The organism is Flavivirga spongiicola (assembly GCF_030540825.1).
In the GTDB taxonomy this organism is placed as follows: Bacteria; Bacteroidota; Bacteroidia; order Flavobacteriales; family Flavobacteriaceae; genus Flavivirga; species Flavivirga spongiicola.
The window spans coordinates 3,494,303-3,513,059 of sequence record NZ_JAUOEO010000001.1 but is presented as its reverse complement, the minus strand read 5'-3'; the positions used below and the strand labels follow the sequence as shown (position 1 = coordinate 3,513,059).

The following is an 18,757-nucleotide window of genomic DNA, read 5'->3' as shown; positions in this document are numbered from 1 at the left end:
CTAATCTCTTGCTATGACGCCACCTTCATATATTTGGGTTACAATAATAATTTTAAAGATTTCAATATGAAAATATTTTATAAGATAGTCTTTTTCCTTATTTGCACCTCAGCTTTATCACAAGTAGAGCGTCCAAATATTTTACTAATTATAACTGACCAGCACACTTCTTCAGCTTTAAGTTGTATGGGAAATACAGATTTAAAAACTCCTAATATTGATAGAATTGCCGAGCAAGGTACGTTATTCAAAAAAACATATGTTTCGTATCCTATATGCTCACCTTCGCGAGCAAGTATGTTTTTAGGTAAAATGCCTCACGAATTAGGGGTTTACTCCAACTTCAAAATTAATATCCCAAAAGGAAGCTTTAAGGAGGGATTAGGACAATTGATGTCTGACAGTGGATATGATTGTGTTTATGGAGGGAAATGGCATATTCCAGAGATTAATATCCCCGATAATGTTGGATTTAAAAAAATCGCAGACTCTAGAGATCATGGTTTAGCTGAAAGTTGTGTAGCCTATTTAGATGGTAAAAAAGATAAGAGTCCCTTTTTTATGGTTGCATCGTATGTGAACCCACATGATATTTGCGAATATGCCAGAGGTCAGAGACTGCCGAATGGAGCGATAGAAGTTAAATCTCCAGAAGAAGCTCCTATGTTACCTATTAATCATGCCATTGGCGCTTATGATGCTGAGGTTTTACGTATAGAACAAAAATTAAATTCTAAAGTATATCCAACTGTTTCTTATAATGATAACGATTGGAGACAATATTTATCCGCCTACTATAAATTAATCGAAAAAGTTGATCTGGAAATAGGAAAAATATTGGACGGTCTAGAAAAAAATGGTTTGGATAAAAATACCATAGTCATTTTCACTTCAGATCATGGAGATGGAATGTCTGCTCATCATTGGAATCAAAAAACAGTCCTTTTTGAAGAGTCTGTTAATGTGCCATTAATCGTAAAGTATCCACAAAAAAACACCAAGTCAAAAAAATCTAACATTTTGGTTTCTAATGGCCTTGATTTAATGCCAACTATACTAGAAATGGGTTCGGTAAAAGTTCCTAGTAACTTAAAAGGCCATTCCATATTACCCGTTTTACAAGGTAAAGAACAAAAAAGAGAAAGAGAATATGTTGTTATTGAAACTATGTTTGATGGCGGAAACTCTATTCAAACAAAGGGAAGAGCTTTGGTAACCAAAAAATATAAATATGTTATTTATGAACAAGGCAAAAATAGAGAACAACTTTTTGATCTTGAAAACGATCCTTTTGAAATATCAAATCTAGCAGCAAGCTCTAAATATAAAAATCAAATAAAAACGATGCGAAAACAACTCTATAATTGGTGTGTTGAAAACAATGACAAAGCAGCGTTTAAAAGACTACTAATCTATTAAAATATGAATGAAAATATAGGCATTGGAATTGATTTAGGAGGCACCTCAATAAAATCAGGACTTGTTAGTTCTACAGGAAAAATTTTATGGGAATCAAAAAGGCCAACAAAAGCAAATACCTCTCAAAACGAAGTTATTCAAAATATTCTTGATGTATGTGATGAAGCCATGAGTGCTGCCAGTCAAAAAAATATCCATGTTGCAACTATTGGTTTAGGAACTCCAGGGCTAGTCGATAATGAAGATGTCATTGTAGGTGGTGCCGAAAACATTATAGACTGGATTAATGTTCCTATGGGGCAATTGATTAAAAGCAACACAAAGCTTTCGGCTTACGTTGCTAATGATGCTGATATGATGGCCATGGGTGAGCTTTATTTTTCAAATAGCGATGCTATTGGAACAGCACTATTTCTAACATTAGGAACTGGTATTGGAGGTGCTTTATTTGTTGATGGAAAGCTATTTCAAGGACATTACGGATTTGGAGGAGAGTATGGCTTGTTTCCTATGATTATTAATAATGACGTATTGTATTGGGAAGAAGTGGCATCAACCGCAGCTATGGTAAAAAAGTATAAAGATTCTTGCAAAAACAAACCTTCAAATATAAAAATGAATGGTGAATACATTGTAAAAAAATATTTTGAAAATGAAGCACTAGCACAAAAAGTTGTGAATGATACCTCAAAACTAGTTGGACTAGGCATATCTGGCTATATCAATGTTTTCAATCCAAAAAAAATCATTATTGGTGGTGGAATATCTATGGCAGGAGGTTTTTTTATAGAAAAGATAAAAGAATCAGCACAACAATATGCCATTAAAGAGAGCTTCGAAAATGTACAGATTTTATCCGCAAAATTAGGCAATAAAGCAGGTTTTATAGGCGCAGGAATTTATGCCCTTAATAGAAAAAATAATTTATAAATATAATTAACGTGAATAGCAAACATTTAATAGTTGGGTTAGTATTACTAGTATTCTTCGTAATATCTTTATTAACAAATATTCTTGGAGCACTAAATCCTGGAATTAAAGAAAGTTTTAATTTAGAATTTTCTTCTCTAGGCTTTATGACCCTAGCATTTTTTTCTGCATATGGCATCATGTCCATACCCTCCGGTATACTTTTAGAAAAGTATAAGGAAAAAAAAATGATGCTATTGGCATTCTCCTTAGCTACAATTGGTGCTTTTTCATTTGCTGTTTTCCCAACTTTCCCGGTCTTTCTTTTTTCTTTATTTCTAATTGGTACTGGTATGGCCATGTTACAAGTTGCTATTAACCCATTATTGAGAGAAGCTGGTGGTGAAGAACATTTTGCTTTTTACTCTGTTATGGGGCAATTATTTTTTGGAGCTGCAGGTGTCGTTGGTCCCTTTCTATTTACCTATTTAGTACAAAACATTGGAAAGAATAATGCATCAGATAAGTTTATAAGTTTTATTAGCTCTTTGATTCCTTCCGATATGTCTTGGGTTTCTATTTATTGGGTGTTTGGAGCTATTGCCCTTTTGATGGTCATTGTTATCACTTTATTTAAATTTCCAAAAGTAGAATTAAAAGAAGATGAAAAGCCTGCAGACTTGTCATTACTTAAATCATTATTCAAAAACAAAACTGTTTTAGCATTTTTCATTGGAATTTTTTGCTACGTTGGGTTCGAACAAGGTGTCTCTTTTTGGATATCACAATTTTTAGAAACATATCATGGTGTAGATCCAAATACGGAAGGAGCAGCTTCTGTTGGTCATTTCTGGGGGCTTTTAACACTGGGGTGCCTTTTAGGATTGGTATTACTTAAGTTTATAGATAGTAAAAAAGTGTTGCTTATATTTTCTAGCCTAGCATTTATTTCCCTCTCTTTAGCATTGTTTGGATCTAAAAACATGGCGTTGCTTGCATTTCCAGCAGTAGGTTTCTTTGCTTCCGTGATGTGGTCTATAATCTTTTCTTTAGCTCTAAATTCGGTAAAAGCGCATCATGGTTCGATAGCAGGTATTCTTTGTACAGGCATTGTTGGTGGAGCCATTGCTCCATTTATTGTTGGCGGATTAAGTGACCTTTTTGGTCTCAAAGCCGGCATGTTCTTTAACTATATCATGCTAGCTTATATATTAAGTATTGGTATTTGGGCAAACCCTTTGGTTAAAAACAAAACATTAAAAACAAAAAAAGACACAATGAAAAGTACAAGTGATGACATTATTGAATTCAAATCTTTAAATTAAAAATAAACAACTATATAAATAAAAAGAAAGTAATGAATATTCTTAAAAATTATTGGATCATCCTTCTTGTCATAGCCATTTCAAACGTAAGCTGTGGTAATGATAAAGGCACTAAACAGAAAGATACTACGCAAAAAAAGAAGCCTAATATTTTAATACTTATGTCTGATAATCATTCTTGGAATCATCTGGGTAGTTATGGAGATAAAGTAGTTAAAACACCTAATATAGATCGTGTAGCCAAAGAAGGTATACAATTTAATAACGCTTTTTGTGCATCTCCTTCTTGTTCTCCTGCCAGAGCAGCTATGCTAACTGGTCAAGATATTTGGAGGTTAGGAGAAGGAGCAAATCTGTGGGGCGGCTTTCCAAAAGAAAAAGTGTATACAGAACTTATGGCTAATGCCGGGTATCATGTTGGCATAGAAGGTAAAGGTTGGGGACCGGGAAATGCAGAAGCAAATGGCTGGGAAAATAATCCGGGTGGCGAACGTTACGATTCTTTTGAGGAATTTTATAATGAAATAGAAAAGGGAAAGCCATGGATGTATTGGTATAGTAGTAGAGATCCTCACAGGCCTTTTAGAAAAGATGGCTGGAAAAAATCTAACATCAAACTTGAAGACATTGTAGTACCTTCTTATTTACCAGACACCGAAGAAGTTAGAAAAGATATTGCCGATTATTATAACGAAATACAATTGTTCGACAGAGAAGTTTCTTCATATATGGCGCTTATAGGAGAAATGGGGCAATTAGAAAATACTATCATTGTAATTTGCAGTGATAATGGATGGCAAATGCCTCGAGGTTTAGCTAATTTATATGATTTTGGCACCAAAATTCCATTAATTATCTCTTGGCCAAAGCACTTTAAAGGAGATAGAAAAATTGAAGATTTTGTGACTCTAAATGATTTTGCTCCCACCTTTCTTGAGCTTGCTGGTATAGATATTCCCGAGGAAATGAATGCAAAAAGTTTAGTCAATATTTTAAAATCTAAAGAAAGTGGAAAGATTGAAGCAGGAAGAGATTTTGTAGTAACAGGTAGAGAACGCCATGCCTTTGTAAGACAAAATGGAGCTGGATATCCTGGTAGAGCCATTCGTACAAAAGACTATTTGTATATAAGAAATTACGAACCAAGTAGATGGCCGGCTGGAGACCCTCCATTATATGGAGATGTAGATGCACACATGCTGCAGTACCCGGCTCCAAGTAAGTTCTATATGCTAACTCATAGAAACGATGAGAAAGTAAAACCTCTTTTTAGTATGGCTTTTGGAAAAAGACCTGCAGAAGAATTGTTTGATTTATCTAAAGATCCAGATCAATTGAATAACATAGCGCAATCTCCAGACTATGCAGAGATTAAATCCGAACTCTCTAAACAACTTACAGATTATTTAGTAAGCTCAGGAGATCCTAGAGAAACAGATGCCTCTTTTGATTGGGATGCTGCAACATATTATATGGAAGGGGATAAAAGACCAAGACCAGGGCAAAAAGCCATTGAAGCCCTTGGTTTAGAAGAAGAATATGATTATTTGAGCCATTAATTTGTTTTAGTGTTATATGGCGAGGCTTGATAAAGTCAGAGTATAAAACTGGCTTTATCTTTCCCTTAATAATGCTACTCTTAAATCATAGAATTATACTAATTGAATTTAACACTACACAAGATTGGGTAAAAATAAAAGGTACTGCCCTTTTTTAAGGCATATTGCTCTTAAAAATTAGAAATACTGTATATAGTATGAACAATTAAAGACCTTCTATAATAAGGGAACGCACATTCTTTATATACCTATTAACAAATCATTTAAGGTTCTTATACCTGTTCTGGTATTAAAAGTTTAAAAATATTAAAATTAAATGTGATGAAAACTAAATTTATTTATTTTTTTCTTACTCAAATGATTATTAATAGTTGCGCTGTGGGTCAGGAACGACAACAGAGTTATACTTGTATTTTTACAGATGTAGCCATCAAAATTGATGGAAAGCAGCATGAAAGCATTTGGAAAAGCATTGACCCTATTTGGTTTATTCCAAATGAAAAAGAAAAACTAAAAGCAAAATCATGGTTTAAAATTACTTGGAATAGTGAGTATTTACTATTTTACTTTTGGTTAGAAGATAAGGACATACAAGCCCAAATGACTAATCGTGATGACCACTTATGGTTAGAAGAAGTGATGGAAATTTTTATTGATGCTGATTCTAACCCCAAAACTTATTATGAATTTGAATGGAACGCCCTTAATACCATACTAGATTTATATGTACTCAACCCAAATTTAAATAGAGATGTTATCCGTCAGTGGTGGAATTGGGATTGTGAAGGTCTTTTATCTGCTGTAAGCGTTCAAGGTACGATAAACAATTCTAAAGACAATGATAAAGGCTGGTTCCTTGAAGTGGCTATACCCTTTTCCGAAATCCAATCTGCAGAGAATATTCCACCAAAAAATGGAGATATCTGGCGTTTCGATTTAACAAGAAGAGAAGGCACTGAGGAAAATGGCACTCTACAAAAATCTTCTTGGTTACCACCATCAACACATTTTCCTATGTCATACGGTAAATTGATTTTTAATAAATAACTTATTATGCAAAATCTATTAATATTAGTTTTCTTATTACCCATATCACTTATAGCTCAAAAAGCCTCACTAGATTTAAGTTTAATTAAGAAATATGAATATTCTCATGATCTTGAATTATCAGATTGGGGACCTTATTCAAAAAAATATAATGGCATATCGCATATTACCAATAAAGAAAAAGGTTATCGGTTTGACCTTAGCCTGGCCGTTGGTTTTTTTCATCGTTCAAAAATGATTATTCCAGATGTCATTCAAGAACGTGATTATTTCGTATGGGATGTAGATCCCAGTCTAAAATATCTGGGTTATAATTACCAACTAGAATGGAAAGATAAAGTAACGTGCGACGTTGTTTTTTCTGAAATCGATAAAAATAAAAGATTAATATCTATTACTTATTCCAATAATACAGTATCCAGACAAGATGTTGTGTACAATTTATTGGCTTCCATAAATTATCCAATAAAGCAAGTTAAAAAAGAAAAAAAGCCAGTTTTACCTGTTAAAGTGGAGCTTCCTAATTATGGAACTTGGATTGACGGCATGGATTATAAAACTTTAAATTATGCACATCCACGATATGATGATAATTTAATATACAACGCTTTTTCTAAAGGAGAAATATATGGATCTGGCATGGTTAACTCACGTGCTTTAGGAGCATCTTTTGCCAAAGATAAAGGAGATAAGGTTACTTACGATCTTAATCATGTTGTTAATAAAGACGAAATCGTTTTTCGCTATAAAACAAAAGGAAATACCGTTGTAAGATTGGATGCCAGAGGTATTATTGATGGAGAACTTACTTTTGAACCTACAAGCGATTTTGGTATAAAACGCGTAAAAATAAACCCATCTAAAAGACATGTTTCTGAACTCATACTAACATCTAAAGGTAATGAAGTATTTATTTTAGATGGATTTGCTCTTGTTCCTGATACTACATACGACGAGTTAAAATTTGTTCAGGAAAAATTTCAACCTATCCCTATATTGGAGAACGGTCCCGTTCACAATAGTAAAATTATAAAATATAATAATACAGACTTATTTTATGGAATTCTGTGGGAAGGTGCAGAGCATTATCAAGTAGAAATTCATTCAGACGGGCTTGAAAACTTACCTGCTTATAACAATCGTAATATTGATGTTTCCTCACATTTTGAAAACAATAGAGGCCATTTTACCGATATTTTAGTGTATGGGATTGAAGTGATGCCTTTTTCAAAAAAAGAACTCAATGGATTGGTATGCGTTGGCACAAAAGCAGAAGTAACAGAACAATTGCAATCGTTTTCAGAAAATAAAAAAGTATACAATAATCATAAAAACGATCTTTACAAAGCACTACATTCTAATACTTTAGATTCAGAATATGACTTTGCTATGAACAGAATGAAATCTGTTATGGCAAATAATCTGGTTTTTCCAATTATTTGTGATAATGAATATATTAAACATTATACTCCGGGAAGAAGGTGGAACAGCCTTTATACTTGGGATGTAGGAATGATAGGAATCGGAATGCTGGAAATGGATTTGAATAAATCTATAAATATTTTAAATACGTATACTTTTCCTGCCGAAGCGCCTAATGCTTTTGTCCATCATGGTACTCCAGCACCAACACAAATTTATCAATATCTTGAAATCTGGAACAAAACAAACAACAAAACATTTTTAAAACATTTTTATCCGCGACTTAAAAAATATTATCAATTTTTAGCAGGAACGTATGGAAGTTCAATTACCAGAATGCCTTCGAATTTAATTAAAACATGGGACTATTTTTATAATTCTGCTGGTTGGGATGACTATCCACCACAAAGATGGGTAGAACATCATGATCCTGAAAACCTTATTGCCCCGGCCATAAGTTCTACGCATGTTATTAGAAGTGCCAAAATATTAAAAGGGGCGGCTATTGAGTTGGGATTATCAAAAGACATAAAAATGTATGATTCGGATATAAGAGCGGTCAGTGCAGCACTTCAAAAATACTCTTGGGATGAACCTTCAGGTTATTTCTCTTATGTGAAACACAATAAAGCAGGCGATGTAACTGGTATATTACGTTCAAAAGACGGAAATAATATGAATATGGGTATGGATGGAGCCAGTCCCATTATTGCGGGTGCCTGTAATGACAAACAGCGAGATGTTATTATAGACAAGCTACTTGATAAGAATAGACTATGGACTAAATTAGGGATATCCGTCGATAAAAAAGCGCCATTTTTTAATACGAATGCTTACGATAATGAGACCGTCTGGATATCACATCAATGGTTTTTTTGGAAAACCCTGCTTGATCTTGGCTATGGCCAAGAGGCATGGGATTTGGCTAATACAGCCTTAAAAGTCTTTAGCGATGAAACAAATCGCACCTATCATTGTTGGGAGCACTACACACAAGAAAGTCTTTTAGGATCTGGTTGGCATCAGTTTTCTGGATTGAATGCGCCTTTGGTTAATTGGTATGCTGCTTACTTTAAGCCCGGCAGTATTTATGCTGGTTTTGATTTTTGGATAAAATCCACTCATATGGAGAATGATTTTTCGGGTGCTGAAATAAGCTTCAAACTAGAAGATTTACATCGTAGTAAAAATAAAGACTTCCTAGTGTCCTTAAATAAGAACTACAGCTATGTAGTGTATTTAAATGGCAAAGAAATAAACCATAAAAGAATAACAGAAACGGCTTTATTAATTTCCGTTCCGTCTATTGACAAAAACAATACAATAAGAATTTTAAAAAGAGGCTAAACATGTATCAGACGAACTTCGAAGACTAACAAAAAAATGAATAAAGACCATTGTCACAATAAAATTAAAAGATAGCAACTATGAAGAAAGTACATTATAAAACCATTGTTAAAAAGAAATGCTTCTATATTTTGTTACTATTATGTTTGGCCTGTAATACAAGTAGGGTTCCGCATAATGATAAAGTAAATGACAAAGTAGATGAAATCGAAGTGAAATATTATAATTGGTTGCTGGGAAGTTCTTCTATGGATTACACTAATAAATATATAAATCAGCGCTACAAAAGTATATTAAAACTCGCCAAAATTGCCCGTAGACAATTTGCAAAATCATTGAAAAACACATCAACTCTAAGTAGTAGAAGTAGAATATGGCGTAATGTTCTATTTCCAATGACATTAAGTTATAACCTAGAAGGTCCAAAAAACGATCCCAATCCAGATTACAAATCACCTACCCTCAAAAAAGACATTTTAAATATTTTCAATCAATTAAATAAAACTGGGTGGAATGCATCTACAGACATGGGGTGGAAAGACCTAAAACATTATAAAACAACAGGTGTGATAGGTTTAGGCGGCACTTATGGTAATAGATTAGGCCCCTATGGAGTTGCTGTATTTATGCTTCGTGACGTATTGGCCGAAGCAGGGATTTTAGAGAGAGAGTTAAGTACTTTAGATCATGCCACTGAAGTTCTCGGTCCAAAGTTCGATACGCCCGCTTTATGGGAAGTTGGAGGTTTAAATTCAGATATGGTCATTGGGCTTTTACAAAGTAGACTTTGTTATGTACTGTCTTTACCATCTGGACCAAAGCGTGAAAAGGAAATGGATTATATATTAAAGCTTGTTAATAAAGCCTTGACTATTGCAGACGGCTTTGCTGATTTCATAAAATCTGACTTTACAACCAACCATCATAAAAACCCCTATGTATCCAGTTATGGCAATGAAGCCTTACAAGGAGCTTCAGCGATGGTATATGCCTTGGCTGGAACACATTACAGCCCAAATAAAATGAGTATTAAAAACATTTCCAAAGCATTATTAGCAGCTAGAATTTACACCAATAAGTATGATTGTCACAGAGGTGTTTCCGGTAGAGCAGCACATTTTGATAAAGCTTTATTTTTAACGTCTTCTTTTGCACAAATGGCTAAAATTAAAAGCCCTTATAGTGATGAATTACAGGGGGCTTTTTTAAGATATTGGGATCCTTCTTATTATAAGTTTAATGAATTAATAGAGCGATCAAGTCCTGCCAAAGGTTATATGCACACAATGGGAGCTTTAGAACATATGGTAAATCAATTACAGGCGGGTGGTCAGGCCGAACCCGCTCCTAATGGGCACTGGTATTTTAATTATGCAGGAATGTCGGTTCATAGAAAAGGTGAATGGGCTGTCATATGGAAAGGCTTAGGTAAATATTTATGGGATTATGAAGGTCCTGTGGATAAACATGAAAATATCTATGGTAAATATTCCGGAGCTGGAGCATTAACCATTTTAAATGGTGGCACTCCTGTAAGTGAAGAATCAAGTGGAATTTCAAAAAAAGGATGGGATTGGCGACGTGTACCAGGCACCACAGCCTTAAATGAGCCGATAGCAGACGTGCCTTCAAAACAACAAAGGATATTTTCCAAAAACGTGTTTGTAGGTGGCGTTAATATAGATGAGAGCCACGCTTTATCCTCCATGCAATATAGAGATAACAGAAATTCTATGGAAGCTGATAAATCGGTGTTCTATTTTGAGAATTATATTGTAGGAATAGGTTCTGGAATAAGATCAAGTGGGGAAAACTATGATATGCACACGACTGTTTTTCAAACAGCTATGGAAAGTGAATCGACTGTAACATATCTAAATGGGCAAACTATTACGAGGGTAGATCGAACTATCATTAAAAAAGGAGAACCAGTTTCAGTAACCGATGCTGTTGGTAATGCTTTTTACACACCTAATAATGGCCGTTTTAGTATAGAAAGAAAAGAACAAACAATGCCCGACCACACAGGTCTAAAGGAATTTAGTAAAAACTATATTTCGGCCAGATTTTTGCATGGTAAAAACCCATCTGATGAGAAATACGAATACTATATTGAAGTGAATGGCGGACAGGAAGGCGCTAACAATTTAAAAAAGAACTCGACAACATTATTCAACATTCATAAACATGATGGTAAAGCTCATATTGTAGAATACACACCTAATAAAGTGACTGGCTATGCAATGATGAGCGCTAATACTTCTACTGGGCAGTTAATAGATAAAACAGATGTGCCTTGTATGGCCATGGTAAAGAAACTGAGTGAAAATAAAATAAATCTGACTGTGATGAATCCAGAATTAGGTAAAATTGAGGGATCATTTAAGTATAGAGATCTTTCTACTAAAGAAACCTTACATGCTAAATCCACAGTACAACCTGTAGTATTAACATTGGTTGGTAAATGGGAAATCGTTTCAGGAAAAGGAGCGACTGTTGTTTCGTCTTCGACCGAAGAAACTAAAATTCGTTTTGAGTGCTTTGATGGAAAAGGATTAAAAATAAGCCTTTCCAGTATGCTTTAAAACTTGATTGATTCAGGAATGGTTTCTATTTTTTATCAGGATATATATCAAATCCATGACACGAAAAAGTGTCTGATACCCTAACGTCTTATCCCTGTTCTGTTATAAAATACGATATAAATAATTTGAATTAGTTTCTACTAGTTCAAAGCATAAAAATGAGGCTGCCTAAAAAGTGTCATTCAGAATGCAATGAAGAATCTCTTAAAAATATAATGTGTTTATTTATACGAATATAAGATTCTTCGCTATGCTCTGAATGACAAAATATATTACTTTTTTATACAGCCTCATTTTTCAATGAATTAATAGAATTATATACCTCATTCTTATGATAGAGATGGCATTATGTGTTGACTCAAAACGTTTTTATAAATACCGTTGCTTTTGTTGTTTCAATGCAATGAATAAGCATTTGGTTTTGATGTAACAACTGATTATTATGTACTAATTTAACTTTAGAGCTCTGACCATCATACGTTTTAGAAAACAACTGCTTTCCTAATACATCATAGGTATCAATTTTTTGAATAAAACTGCCATCATTTGTTTCAACTACACTATAGTCCTTTATTGGAATGGGGTAAATTTTAACTTTTGAATTTGTCACCTCATCTGGGCTATTTACCGAAAGGGAATCATTCTTCTTTAAAGTCAATACAATTGGTGAACCAGCATACATTTGCTCTTGGTAATTATACAAAAGACCGTCGCCTGTATCAGGAAGGGAAATTACAATAGTAGATTCAGTTGTTCCATTTGAAGTCACTACAACAGATTCTCCAGCTACGGGTGCTATTCCCGCCAAATTATAGCTATAAGTATCTTCTTCAAGTATTTCAGAAATCTTCACTGTTATCTCAGAAGTATTTAAATCATGTAGAGGATCTACTATAGTTAAACGAATATCATCTGTCAGCTCTTTAATCATTACCAAAGCAGGTTTATCTACTTCTATGAATTCACCTCCATCCAAATTAGCACGTGTAGCCTGATAAAAAGAAACCTGCTTAACATTTTCGCTAGTATTGGTTATGGCATGATAATTTCCTTCGGAAATATAGCTTTTAGTATTTACCATATAGGATGATAAAATATTAGGCATATCTGCTAAGTCTGCATTAGCAACCATCACATATTCATAACCATCTTTAGCTTCTAAAGCCGGATTTACTCCATGATCTAGAGCCAAAATATAATTTATACTTTGAGAAAGCCCTAAATCAGTTGCTGTGATATTAATATGGCTTCCTGTTTTTATTAATAAATTCTGACCAGTTTTAGGAATTATTAAATACCCCTTATTGTTATGATGAATCCACGTTGAGCCCGTTAAAGGTTCCACTAAATTAACACTTGTACCATCGGTAATCGTCTTTGTTGTTCCGTTAATATTATAGGTAATTGTTCCTAATTGTTCAGATTGGTCTATAGTGGTTACAATTTCGTTAGTTCCGGATGATGTGCTTTTTCTCTTTATAACACTCCCTAAGGCCGTACCTGAATTCCCTATTAAATGATAGGATTTTAGTGCTTCGGCAGTAGTATAAGTATCTATGGGCTTATGATGATAACCTGACATGCCATAGCTTCCATCTGCTAAAACACCAGAGAAATCATTCCCCCCTGGTTTTGCATCAGATGCCGCACCAGTTGGCATAGCATCAGTACGCCAAGCTTCAGTAACACCTGGTACAACATGCCAATCAAAATTCTTCAGGACATTTACATCATATTCATCGCCATCCACACGCAATAAAAAAGGGCCACTTCCTGCATGCCATGATTTTCGTATTTTACTAAAATCTTCAGCTCCTGAAGTTCTTATTGATTTATGTTTTACAGAAAAATAATAATTATTTGCACCTGTTTCGTTTCGGTGTACTAAATAATCGGCATTCCAAAATGAAGTCGTTTCGGTATGGGTATGTGACCCATTGTTTAAATTCGTTTCTAAACTTAAAAGTTCCGATTCATTAGTAATAACTGTTGACGATCCTTTTTCTGCAATCATATTTGAAATTGCTTTTTTTACATGCTTAGTTCCAAAATTGGATAAATCTGAAAAGAAACTACGCCCTGTAACTAAAAAGTCCAAGGAGTTTTTATACAGCATTCTTCTATAAGAATAATCCAGACGATCAGACACAAATTGATAGTTTTTATCCGCTATTGGAAAAGGTGTATTTTTAAAATATTTGAAGGCTTCATTATTAGTAGTAAGCCATTCAAAACCATAAGCAAACATAGCAACATCAGAAGCATCATGACCTAAGTGATGGGTGACTGTACCATCTGGATGAAAGCCTGATTGATTATAATCATGAGTTGGTGTGGACAGTCTATTACACCAATGCCTTACATCTGCAAGCACGCCATTAGGCGACCAATCATGTCCAAAGGTCTTTCCATCAAATGCAGTGCCATCATAATAATCATCATACCAATAAGGTACATATGTTATAGGTCTGTTATAATCTGCCCAAAGTATTGGCATGGTCATTAAAGTACGCATACGGTGCCCTATATTGGCATCAGAAAATGCGCCTTCAGAATAGTTTAAATCAGAAATCGTTCTCCATCTTCCAAAGTCGTTATTCATGTCTCTTAAATCATGAACAATAGAGAAAAATAATTGATGAAAGCGCATGACACCATCAAACACGTTTTGTGCTTCGGTATCACTATTCTCTATATCTTGCAACAATTCTGGCCAAACATGTAATAAAGGAGCTCCCAAAGCATCAATAGCACGCCATTGATGGGTTAAAAAACTATGACTTACATATCCATATTCGTTCATTCTACTAAAGCCATCTCCTAATTCCGTTCCTATTGGATTTCCTCCAACAAGCACATCATCACCATAAACAGGCACATTACTCATATATTGTAATAATGCTTTATAGATAACGCGCTTTAAACGCTCCATATTAGTGCTATTCCCACTCGGAATACCATAAACGGTAGATTTGGCATAAGCGTATCCTAATCCGCCAATTAATTCTGAGGCATCTTGCCATTCTTTTTCTAAATCTTTACCACTAAAAGATGATGGATGGGCTCCATAAAAAGAGAAAACTGTAAACTGCCCATTATTATTCTCGAGCTCTGTAATGTAAGTAGTCAACTCGCTTTCTGAAAACTTTGTTCGTCCATACAATCTGGATTCCGAAATTGTAATTGGAGTATAGTGTTCTACCAATTCTGTCCATAAGGTCTTAGACACCACATGAACAATGATGCTTTTTGTAGCCTTAGTAGTCGTTCCATCTTTTAGCACAATGGTCAAATTATAATCTTGTGCGCTTCCTGAATTTTTACCAGTAGCCACTTTTAATACTCCAAAAACCCTTCCTTTATTATCAAAATGGGTTTCTATTTCAAAAATATCTGTATCTCCAGTATCGATAGAAAATTGATAGGTACCAGGAATTGGACTAATATCAACATCTTTATTACTTTTTAAATTGATTTTTCCAGTTACAGTAGTACCTTCGCTTTGATTGGTTTCAATATCAAAATAATTGGCAAATAAGACTTCTTGGGCTTGTATTAAATTTAAGCTGACCAAACATATTACGAGTAATATTATTTTTTTTATTGCTTCCATTTTATATTGTGTAGGTTAGTTATTTGTAGGTTCAATAATTATTTTAGCATGAGTTTTATTTATCTTAATAGGTTAAACTCATAACATGCGCTTTAAAGAGAAACCTATAGGTTGTCTAAAAAGTAATATATTTTGTCATTCAGAGCGTAGCGAAGAATCTCTTAAAAATATAATGATGTATAGGGATATAAGATTCTTCCCTTTTACAAACATAGGATGACACTTTTTAGACAGCTTCGTTTTCTTTTACTCTCTAATTCATTGACAATTTAATAGTCTTTTATCAACTCTTCAGTAACTTCTGGAAACTTGCTGTCAACATCACCAATGGCTTCTCTTTTTTTAAGCATTTGTTTTTTCAAATCAGAAATTACCGAAGCGTATGTTTTATCTCCATATACATTATTCATTTCCAAAGGATCTTTTTTTAAATCGTAAAGTTCCCAAGTAGGTTGCGAATTGGCATGGTTATAACTATTGGTATCTAAATTCATTCCGTAGTAAAAAATAAGCTTATAATCATTTGTTCTAATACCAAAATGAGCTGGAGTCATATCTCTATGCATCCAATATCTATAATAAATAGATGCTTGCCAATGCTCCACTTTTTCATCTTTCAGAATAGGTAAAAAACTACTTCCCTGCATATTCTCTGGTATTTTCTGATTGATAGCATCTAATAAGGTTGGTGCAAAATCGACATTACTAACTAATTCGTCAACCTTATTGTTTGGTGTTATTTTACCTGGCCAACGTACTAAAAATGGCATGCGTAAAGATTCTTCAAAAATCCAACGTTTATCAAGATATTGGTGTTCCCCAAGAAACATTCCCTGATCTGAAGTATAGATTACAATCGTGTTTTCTGCCAGACCATTTTTATCTAAATACTCTAATACACGTCCAATACTTTCATCTACTGATGCTATGACTCTTAAATAGTCCTTTAAATACTTTTGGTAGGTTGCTTTTATAATGTCTTCTTTGCTCAACCCTTCTACATCCAATTTACCTGTAGGCCATTCTTTATAATCGTGTACTGAAGATATTTTTATCTGGCCACTCATACGTTGACCTAACCTTACTAAGGTATTCTCTTTCTTAACAGTCTCTTGTGCCCGATGGGATTTATCTTCAAACAGACTCTCTGGTTCAGGTATAATCTGCCCATCAAACAAATGTTCGTATTTTGGATGATATTCCCATAGTGCATGTGGTGCTTTATGGTGCATCATTAACATGAAAGGTTTATCATCATTTCTATTTTTCATCCAATCAAGAGAGAGGTCAGTAATAACATCGGTTACATAACCTTCATATTTTTTTTTCTCTCTCTGATTATAATGACGCTTCTCGTCAAGCCCTTTCAACTTAAATTCCGGATTAAAATATAAGCCCTGACGCGGTAAAACTTGCCAATGATCAAATCCCTGAGGTTCTGTATGCAAATGCCATTTACCTATGACAGCGGTATGATAACCTGCTTCCTGAAAATAGTGCGCTAAATGCTTTTTATTGGGATCTAAATCGTCATTTAAAGTTTTAACACCATTATTATGGCTATATTCTCCCGTAAGGATCGATGCTCTACTTGGTGTACAGATTGAATTTGACGTAAAACAATTATTAAGAATAGCGCCTTCTTTTGCTAAACGATCTATATTTGGTGTTTGTGATACTGATGCCAATCTAGAACCATATGCTGAAATAGCATTTGTAGCATGGTCATCTGACATGATAAATATAATGTTAGGTTTTTTTTCAATGGCCGTTTTTACTTCTTTTTTAACTGAAGTACAAGACCATTGAAAAACAACAAGGGCAAATAAAATGTAAAATTTAAAAAAGGGGCTTTCCATATGTTTACTTTTATTTTTTATAACGATTTTATATAATTGGCTTTCTTAATATTAACCTGAGCTCGAATTATGACACATTCATAATAGATAAATTAAGTATTATTCTTGTCATTCCGAACGAGGAACGAGGAGGGATCTCATCTTTCTGAGATGTCTCGTCGCTCATACTTCGCTCTGTCGACATGACAAAAAACTTATTATCATAGTAATAACTACTATTTAATTTATTTAAAGTTTCTTTTTCACAATACCCGCTGGTCGGCTATTCTGTTCTAGATCTTCTTTAAATGCCTCTATTAAACCTCTTAATCGCTTTACTATTTTAGGATTTTTTCCTGCCAGATTTCTAGATTCAGCAGGATCTTTTTCTATGTTATAAAGTGACAATTCTATAGTCCCTCCAAAATTATCCTGTTTGCCTACCAGCCCATTATTGCCTTTAACTAGTGTAACACGATATTTGTGTGGTAGGTGCAATTTCCACTTTCCATCTCTTACTGCCTGTACTTCATTACCTTTTACAAAGAAAAAAGGCTTGCTTGTTATCTTATCTTTTTTTGTTAATAATGGCCATATATCCTGTCCATCCATAGGATTCATTCTTGGCATTGAAGTATTGGTTATTCCTAATACTGTTGGCAAAATATCCATAGCCGTAGCCATTTGATTTTCCACTCTACCTGCAGGAATGCTTCCTGGCATTCTTGCCAAAAATGGTACTTTTTGTCCGCCACCAAATACAGTCCCTTTACCTTCTCGTAATCCTCCTGAAGATCCAGCATGATTTCCGTAGGTAAGCCATGGTCCATTGTCTGACGTAAATAAAATAAGCGTGTTTTCAGAAATTCCAGCAGCATCAACCGCTTTAATAATTTCTCCAACAGACCAATCTATTTCCATAATAACATCCCCGTAAAGTCCTCCATCAGATTTTCCTTTAAATTTATCAGAAACCCCTAATGGTACATGTGGTTGAGAGTAGGGAAGGTATAACATAAAGGGCTGGTTACTATTTCTCTTTATAAAATCAACTGATTTTTCTGTAAAAACTGTTGTCATTTGATTGACATTTGGATTATATTCCACCACAGTTTCATTAGAATACACAGGAACTTGGGGATATTGATGGCTTGGTTTGGGATGAAATGGCCACATATCCATAGAATAAGGGATACCATAAAACTCGGTAAAACCGTGTCTTGTTGGCATAAATTCTGGATGATGTCCTAAGTGCCATTTGCCAAACATACCTGTTGCATAGCCATTCTGTTTAAGATAATCGGCTATAGTAAACTCTGCAGAACTAAGGCCTTTATTAGACAAGTCGTCGACAACAGCCGGTAATCCAACTCGTTGAGGATAACACCCTGTAAGCAATGCTGCTCTAGATGGTGTACAGGATGAAGCTGCTACATAAAAGTTAGTAAATCTTACACCTTCAGCAGCCATCTTGTCTAGATTAGGTGTTTTAATGTCTTTCGCTCCATAACTTCCTACATCTCCATACCCTTGATCATCTGTGAATAATATAATGATATTGGGTTTCGATTGTTTTAACGTATTTTGGGCATATAAATAAGTACATGCCAGCAAGCATGAAAGTAAAACTATTGATTTTCTCATATTTCCACTTTTGTGAATAGTATAATGATATTCGGTTTCGATTGTTTTA

At 34.2% G+C, this 18,757-nt stretch carries 10 protein-coding genes; 7 read left to right on the top strand and 3 right to left on the bottom strand.

Annotation, left to right across the window (positions count from 1 at the left end):
- Positions 1-66: 66 nt before the first annotated feature.
- The 7 genes from Q4Q47_RS14150 to Q4Q47_RS14120 all read left to right on the top strand — a co-directional run bounded on the left by Q4Q47_RS14150 (position 67) and on the right by Q4Q47_RS14120 (position 11,613).
- Positions 67-1,419 (top strand): sulfatase family protein, encoded by a 1,353-nt coding sequence (locus Q4Q47_RS14150; RefSeq protein WP_303307299.1) that lies wholly within the window; start codon positions 67-69, stop codon positions 1,417-1,419.
- A 3-nt stretch (positions 1,420-1,422) separates the two neighbouring features.
- A complete protein-coding gene (locus Q4Q47_RS14145) occupies positions 1,423-2,349 on the top strand; it encodes an ROK family protein (RefSeq protein ID WP_303307298.1) in 927 nt (308 codons plus the stop codon).
- 11 nt (positions 2,350-2,360) lie between these two features.
- Positions 2,361-3,653 (top strand): MFS transporter, encoded by a 1,293-nt coding sequence (locus Q4Q47_RS14140; protein WP_303307297.1) that lies wholly within the window; start codon positions 2,361-2,363, stop codon positions 3,651-3,653.
- A 32-nt stretch (positions 3,654-3,685) separates the two neighbouring features.
- The gene (locus Q4Q47_RS14135) at positions 3,686-5,212 is read left to right on the top strand and encodes a sulfatase family protein (protein WP_303307296.1); all 1,527 of its coding nucleotides are present in this window, start codon (positions 3,686-3,688) and stop codon (positions 5,210-5,212) included.
- A 321-nt stretch (positions 5,213-5,533) separates the two neighbouring features.
- The gene (locus Q4Q47_RS14130) at positions 5,534-6,259 is read left to right on the top strand and encodes a carbohydrate-binding family 9-like protein (protein ID WP_303307295.1); all 726 of its coding nucleotides are present in this window, start codon (positions 5,534-5,536) and stop codon (positions 6,257-6,259) included.
- Between the two features lie 6 nt (positions 6,260-6,265).
- The gene (locus tag Q4Q47_RS14125; protein WP_303307294.1) at positions 6,266-9,028 is read left to right on the top strand and encodes an MGH1-like glycoside hydrolase domain-containing protein; all 2,763 of its coding nucleotides are present in this window, start codon (positions 6,266-6,268) and stop codon (positions 9,026-9,028) included.
- An 80-nt stretch (positions 9,029-9,108) separates the two neighbouring features.
- On the top strand, positions 9,109-11,613 hold the full coding sequence (locus Q4Q47_RS14120) for a chondroitinase family polysaccharide lyase (protein ID WP_303307293.1): 2,505 nt from the start codon (positions 9,109-9,111) through the stop codon (positions 11,611-11,613).
- Between the two features lie 358 nt (positions 11,614-11,971).
- Here the strand turns inward: Q4Q47_RS14120 and Q4Q47_RS14115 are convergent, their stop codons facing one another.
- The 3 genes from Q4Q47_RS14115 to Q4Q47_RS14105 form a co-directional block, all read right to left on the bottom strand.
- Positions 11,972-15,226 carry a polysaccharide lyase family 8 super-sandwich domain-containing protein gene (locus Q4Q47_RS14115; protein ID WP_303307292.1) on the bottom strand — a complete coding sequence of 1,085 codons (3,255 nt, stop codon included), beginning with the start codon at positions 15,224-15,226 and terminating at the stop codon, positions 11,972-11,974.
- A 269-nt stretch (positions 15,227-15,495) separates the two neighbouring features.
- Positions 15,496-17,085 (bottom strand): sulfatase family protein, encoded by a 1,590-nt coding sequence (locus tag Q4Q47_RS14110; RefSeq protein ID WP_303307291.1) that lies wholly within the window; start codon positions 17,083-17,085, stop codon positions 15,496-15,498.
- 228 nt (positions 17,086-17,313) lie between these two features.
- A complete protein-coding gene (locus Q4Q47_RS14105) occupies positions 17,314-18,708 on the bottom strand; it encodes a sulfatase family protein (RefSeq protein ID WP_303307290.1) in 1,395 nt (464 codons plus the stop codon).
- Positions 18,709-18,757 lie beyond the last annotated feature (49 nt).

Coding starts and splice junctions, on each gene's coding strand:
- Q4Q47_RS14135 (WP_303307296.1), top strand. CDS start 3,686: ATGAATATTCTTAAAAATTATTGGATCATCCTTCTTGTCATAGCCATT.
- Q4Q47_RS14150 (WP_303307299.1), top strand. CDS start 67: ATGAAAATATTTTATAAGATAGTCTTTTTCCTTATTTGCACCTCAGCT.
- Q4Q47_RS14120 (WP_303307293.1), top strand. CDS start 9,109: ATGAAGAAAGTACATTATAAAACCATTGTTAAAAAGAAATGCTTCTAT.
- Q4Q47_RS14115 (WP_303307292.1), bottom strand. CDS start 15,226: ATGGAAGCAATAAAAAAAATAATATTACTCGTAATATGTTTGGTCAGC.
- Q4Q47_RS14110 (WP_303307291.1), bottom strand. CDS start 17,085: ATGGAAAGCCCCTTTTTTAAATTTTACATTTTATTTGCCCTTGTTGTT.
- Q4Q47_RS14105 (WP_303307290.1), bottom strand. CDS start 18,708: ATGAGAAAATCAATAGTTTTACTTTCATGCTTGCTGGCATGTACTTAT.
- Q4Q47_RS14130 (WP_303307295.1), top strand. CDS start 5,534: ATGAAAACTAAATTTATTTATTTTTTTCTTACTCAAATGATTATTAAT.
- Q4Q47_RS14145 (WP_303307298.1), top strand. CDS start 1,423: ATGAATGAAAATATAGGCATTGGAATTGATTTAGGAGGCACCTCAATA.
- Q4Q47_RS14125 (WP_303307294.1), top strand. CDS start 6,266: ATGCAAAATCTATTAATATTAGTTTTCTTATTACCCATATCACTTATA.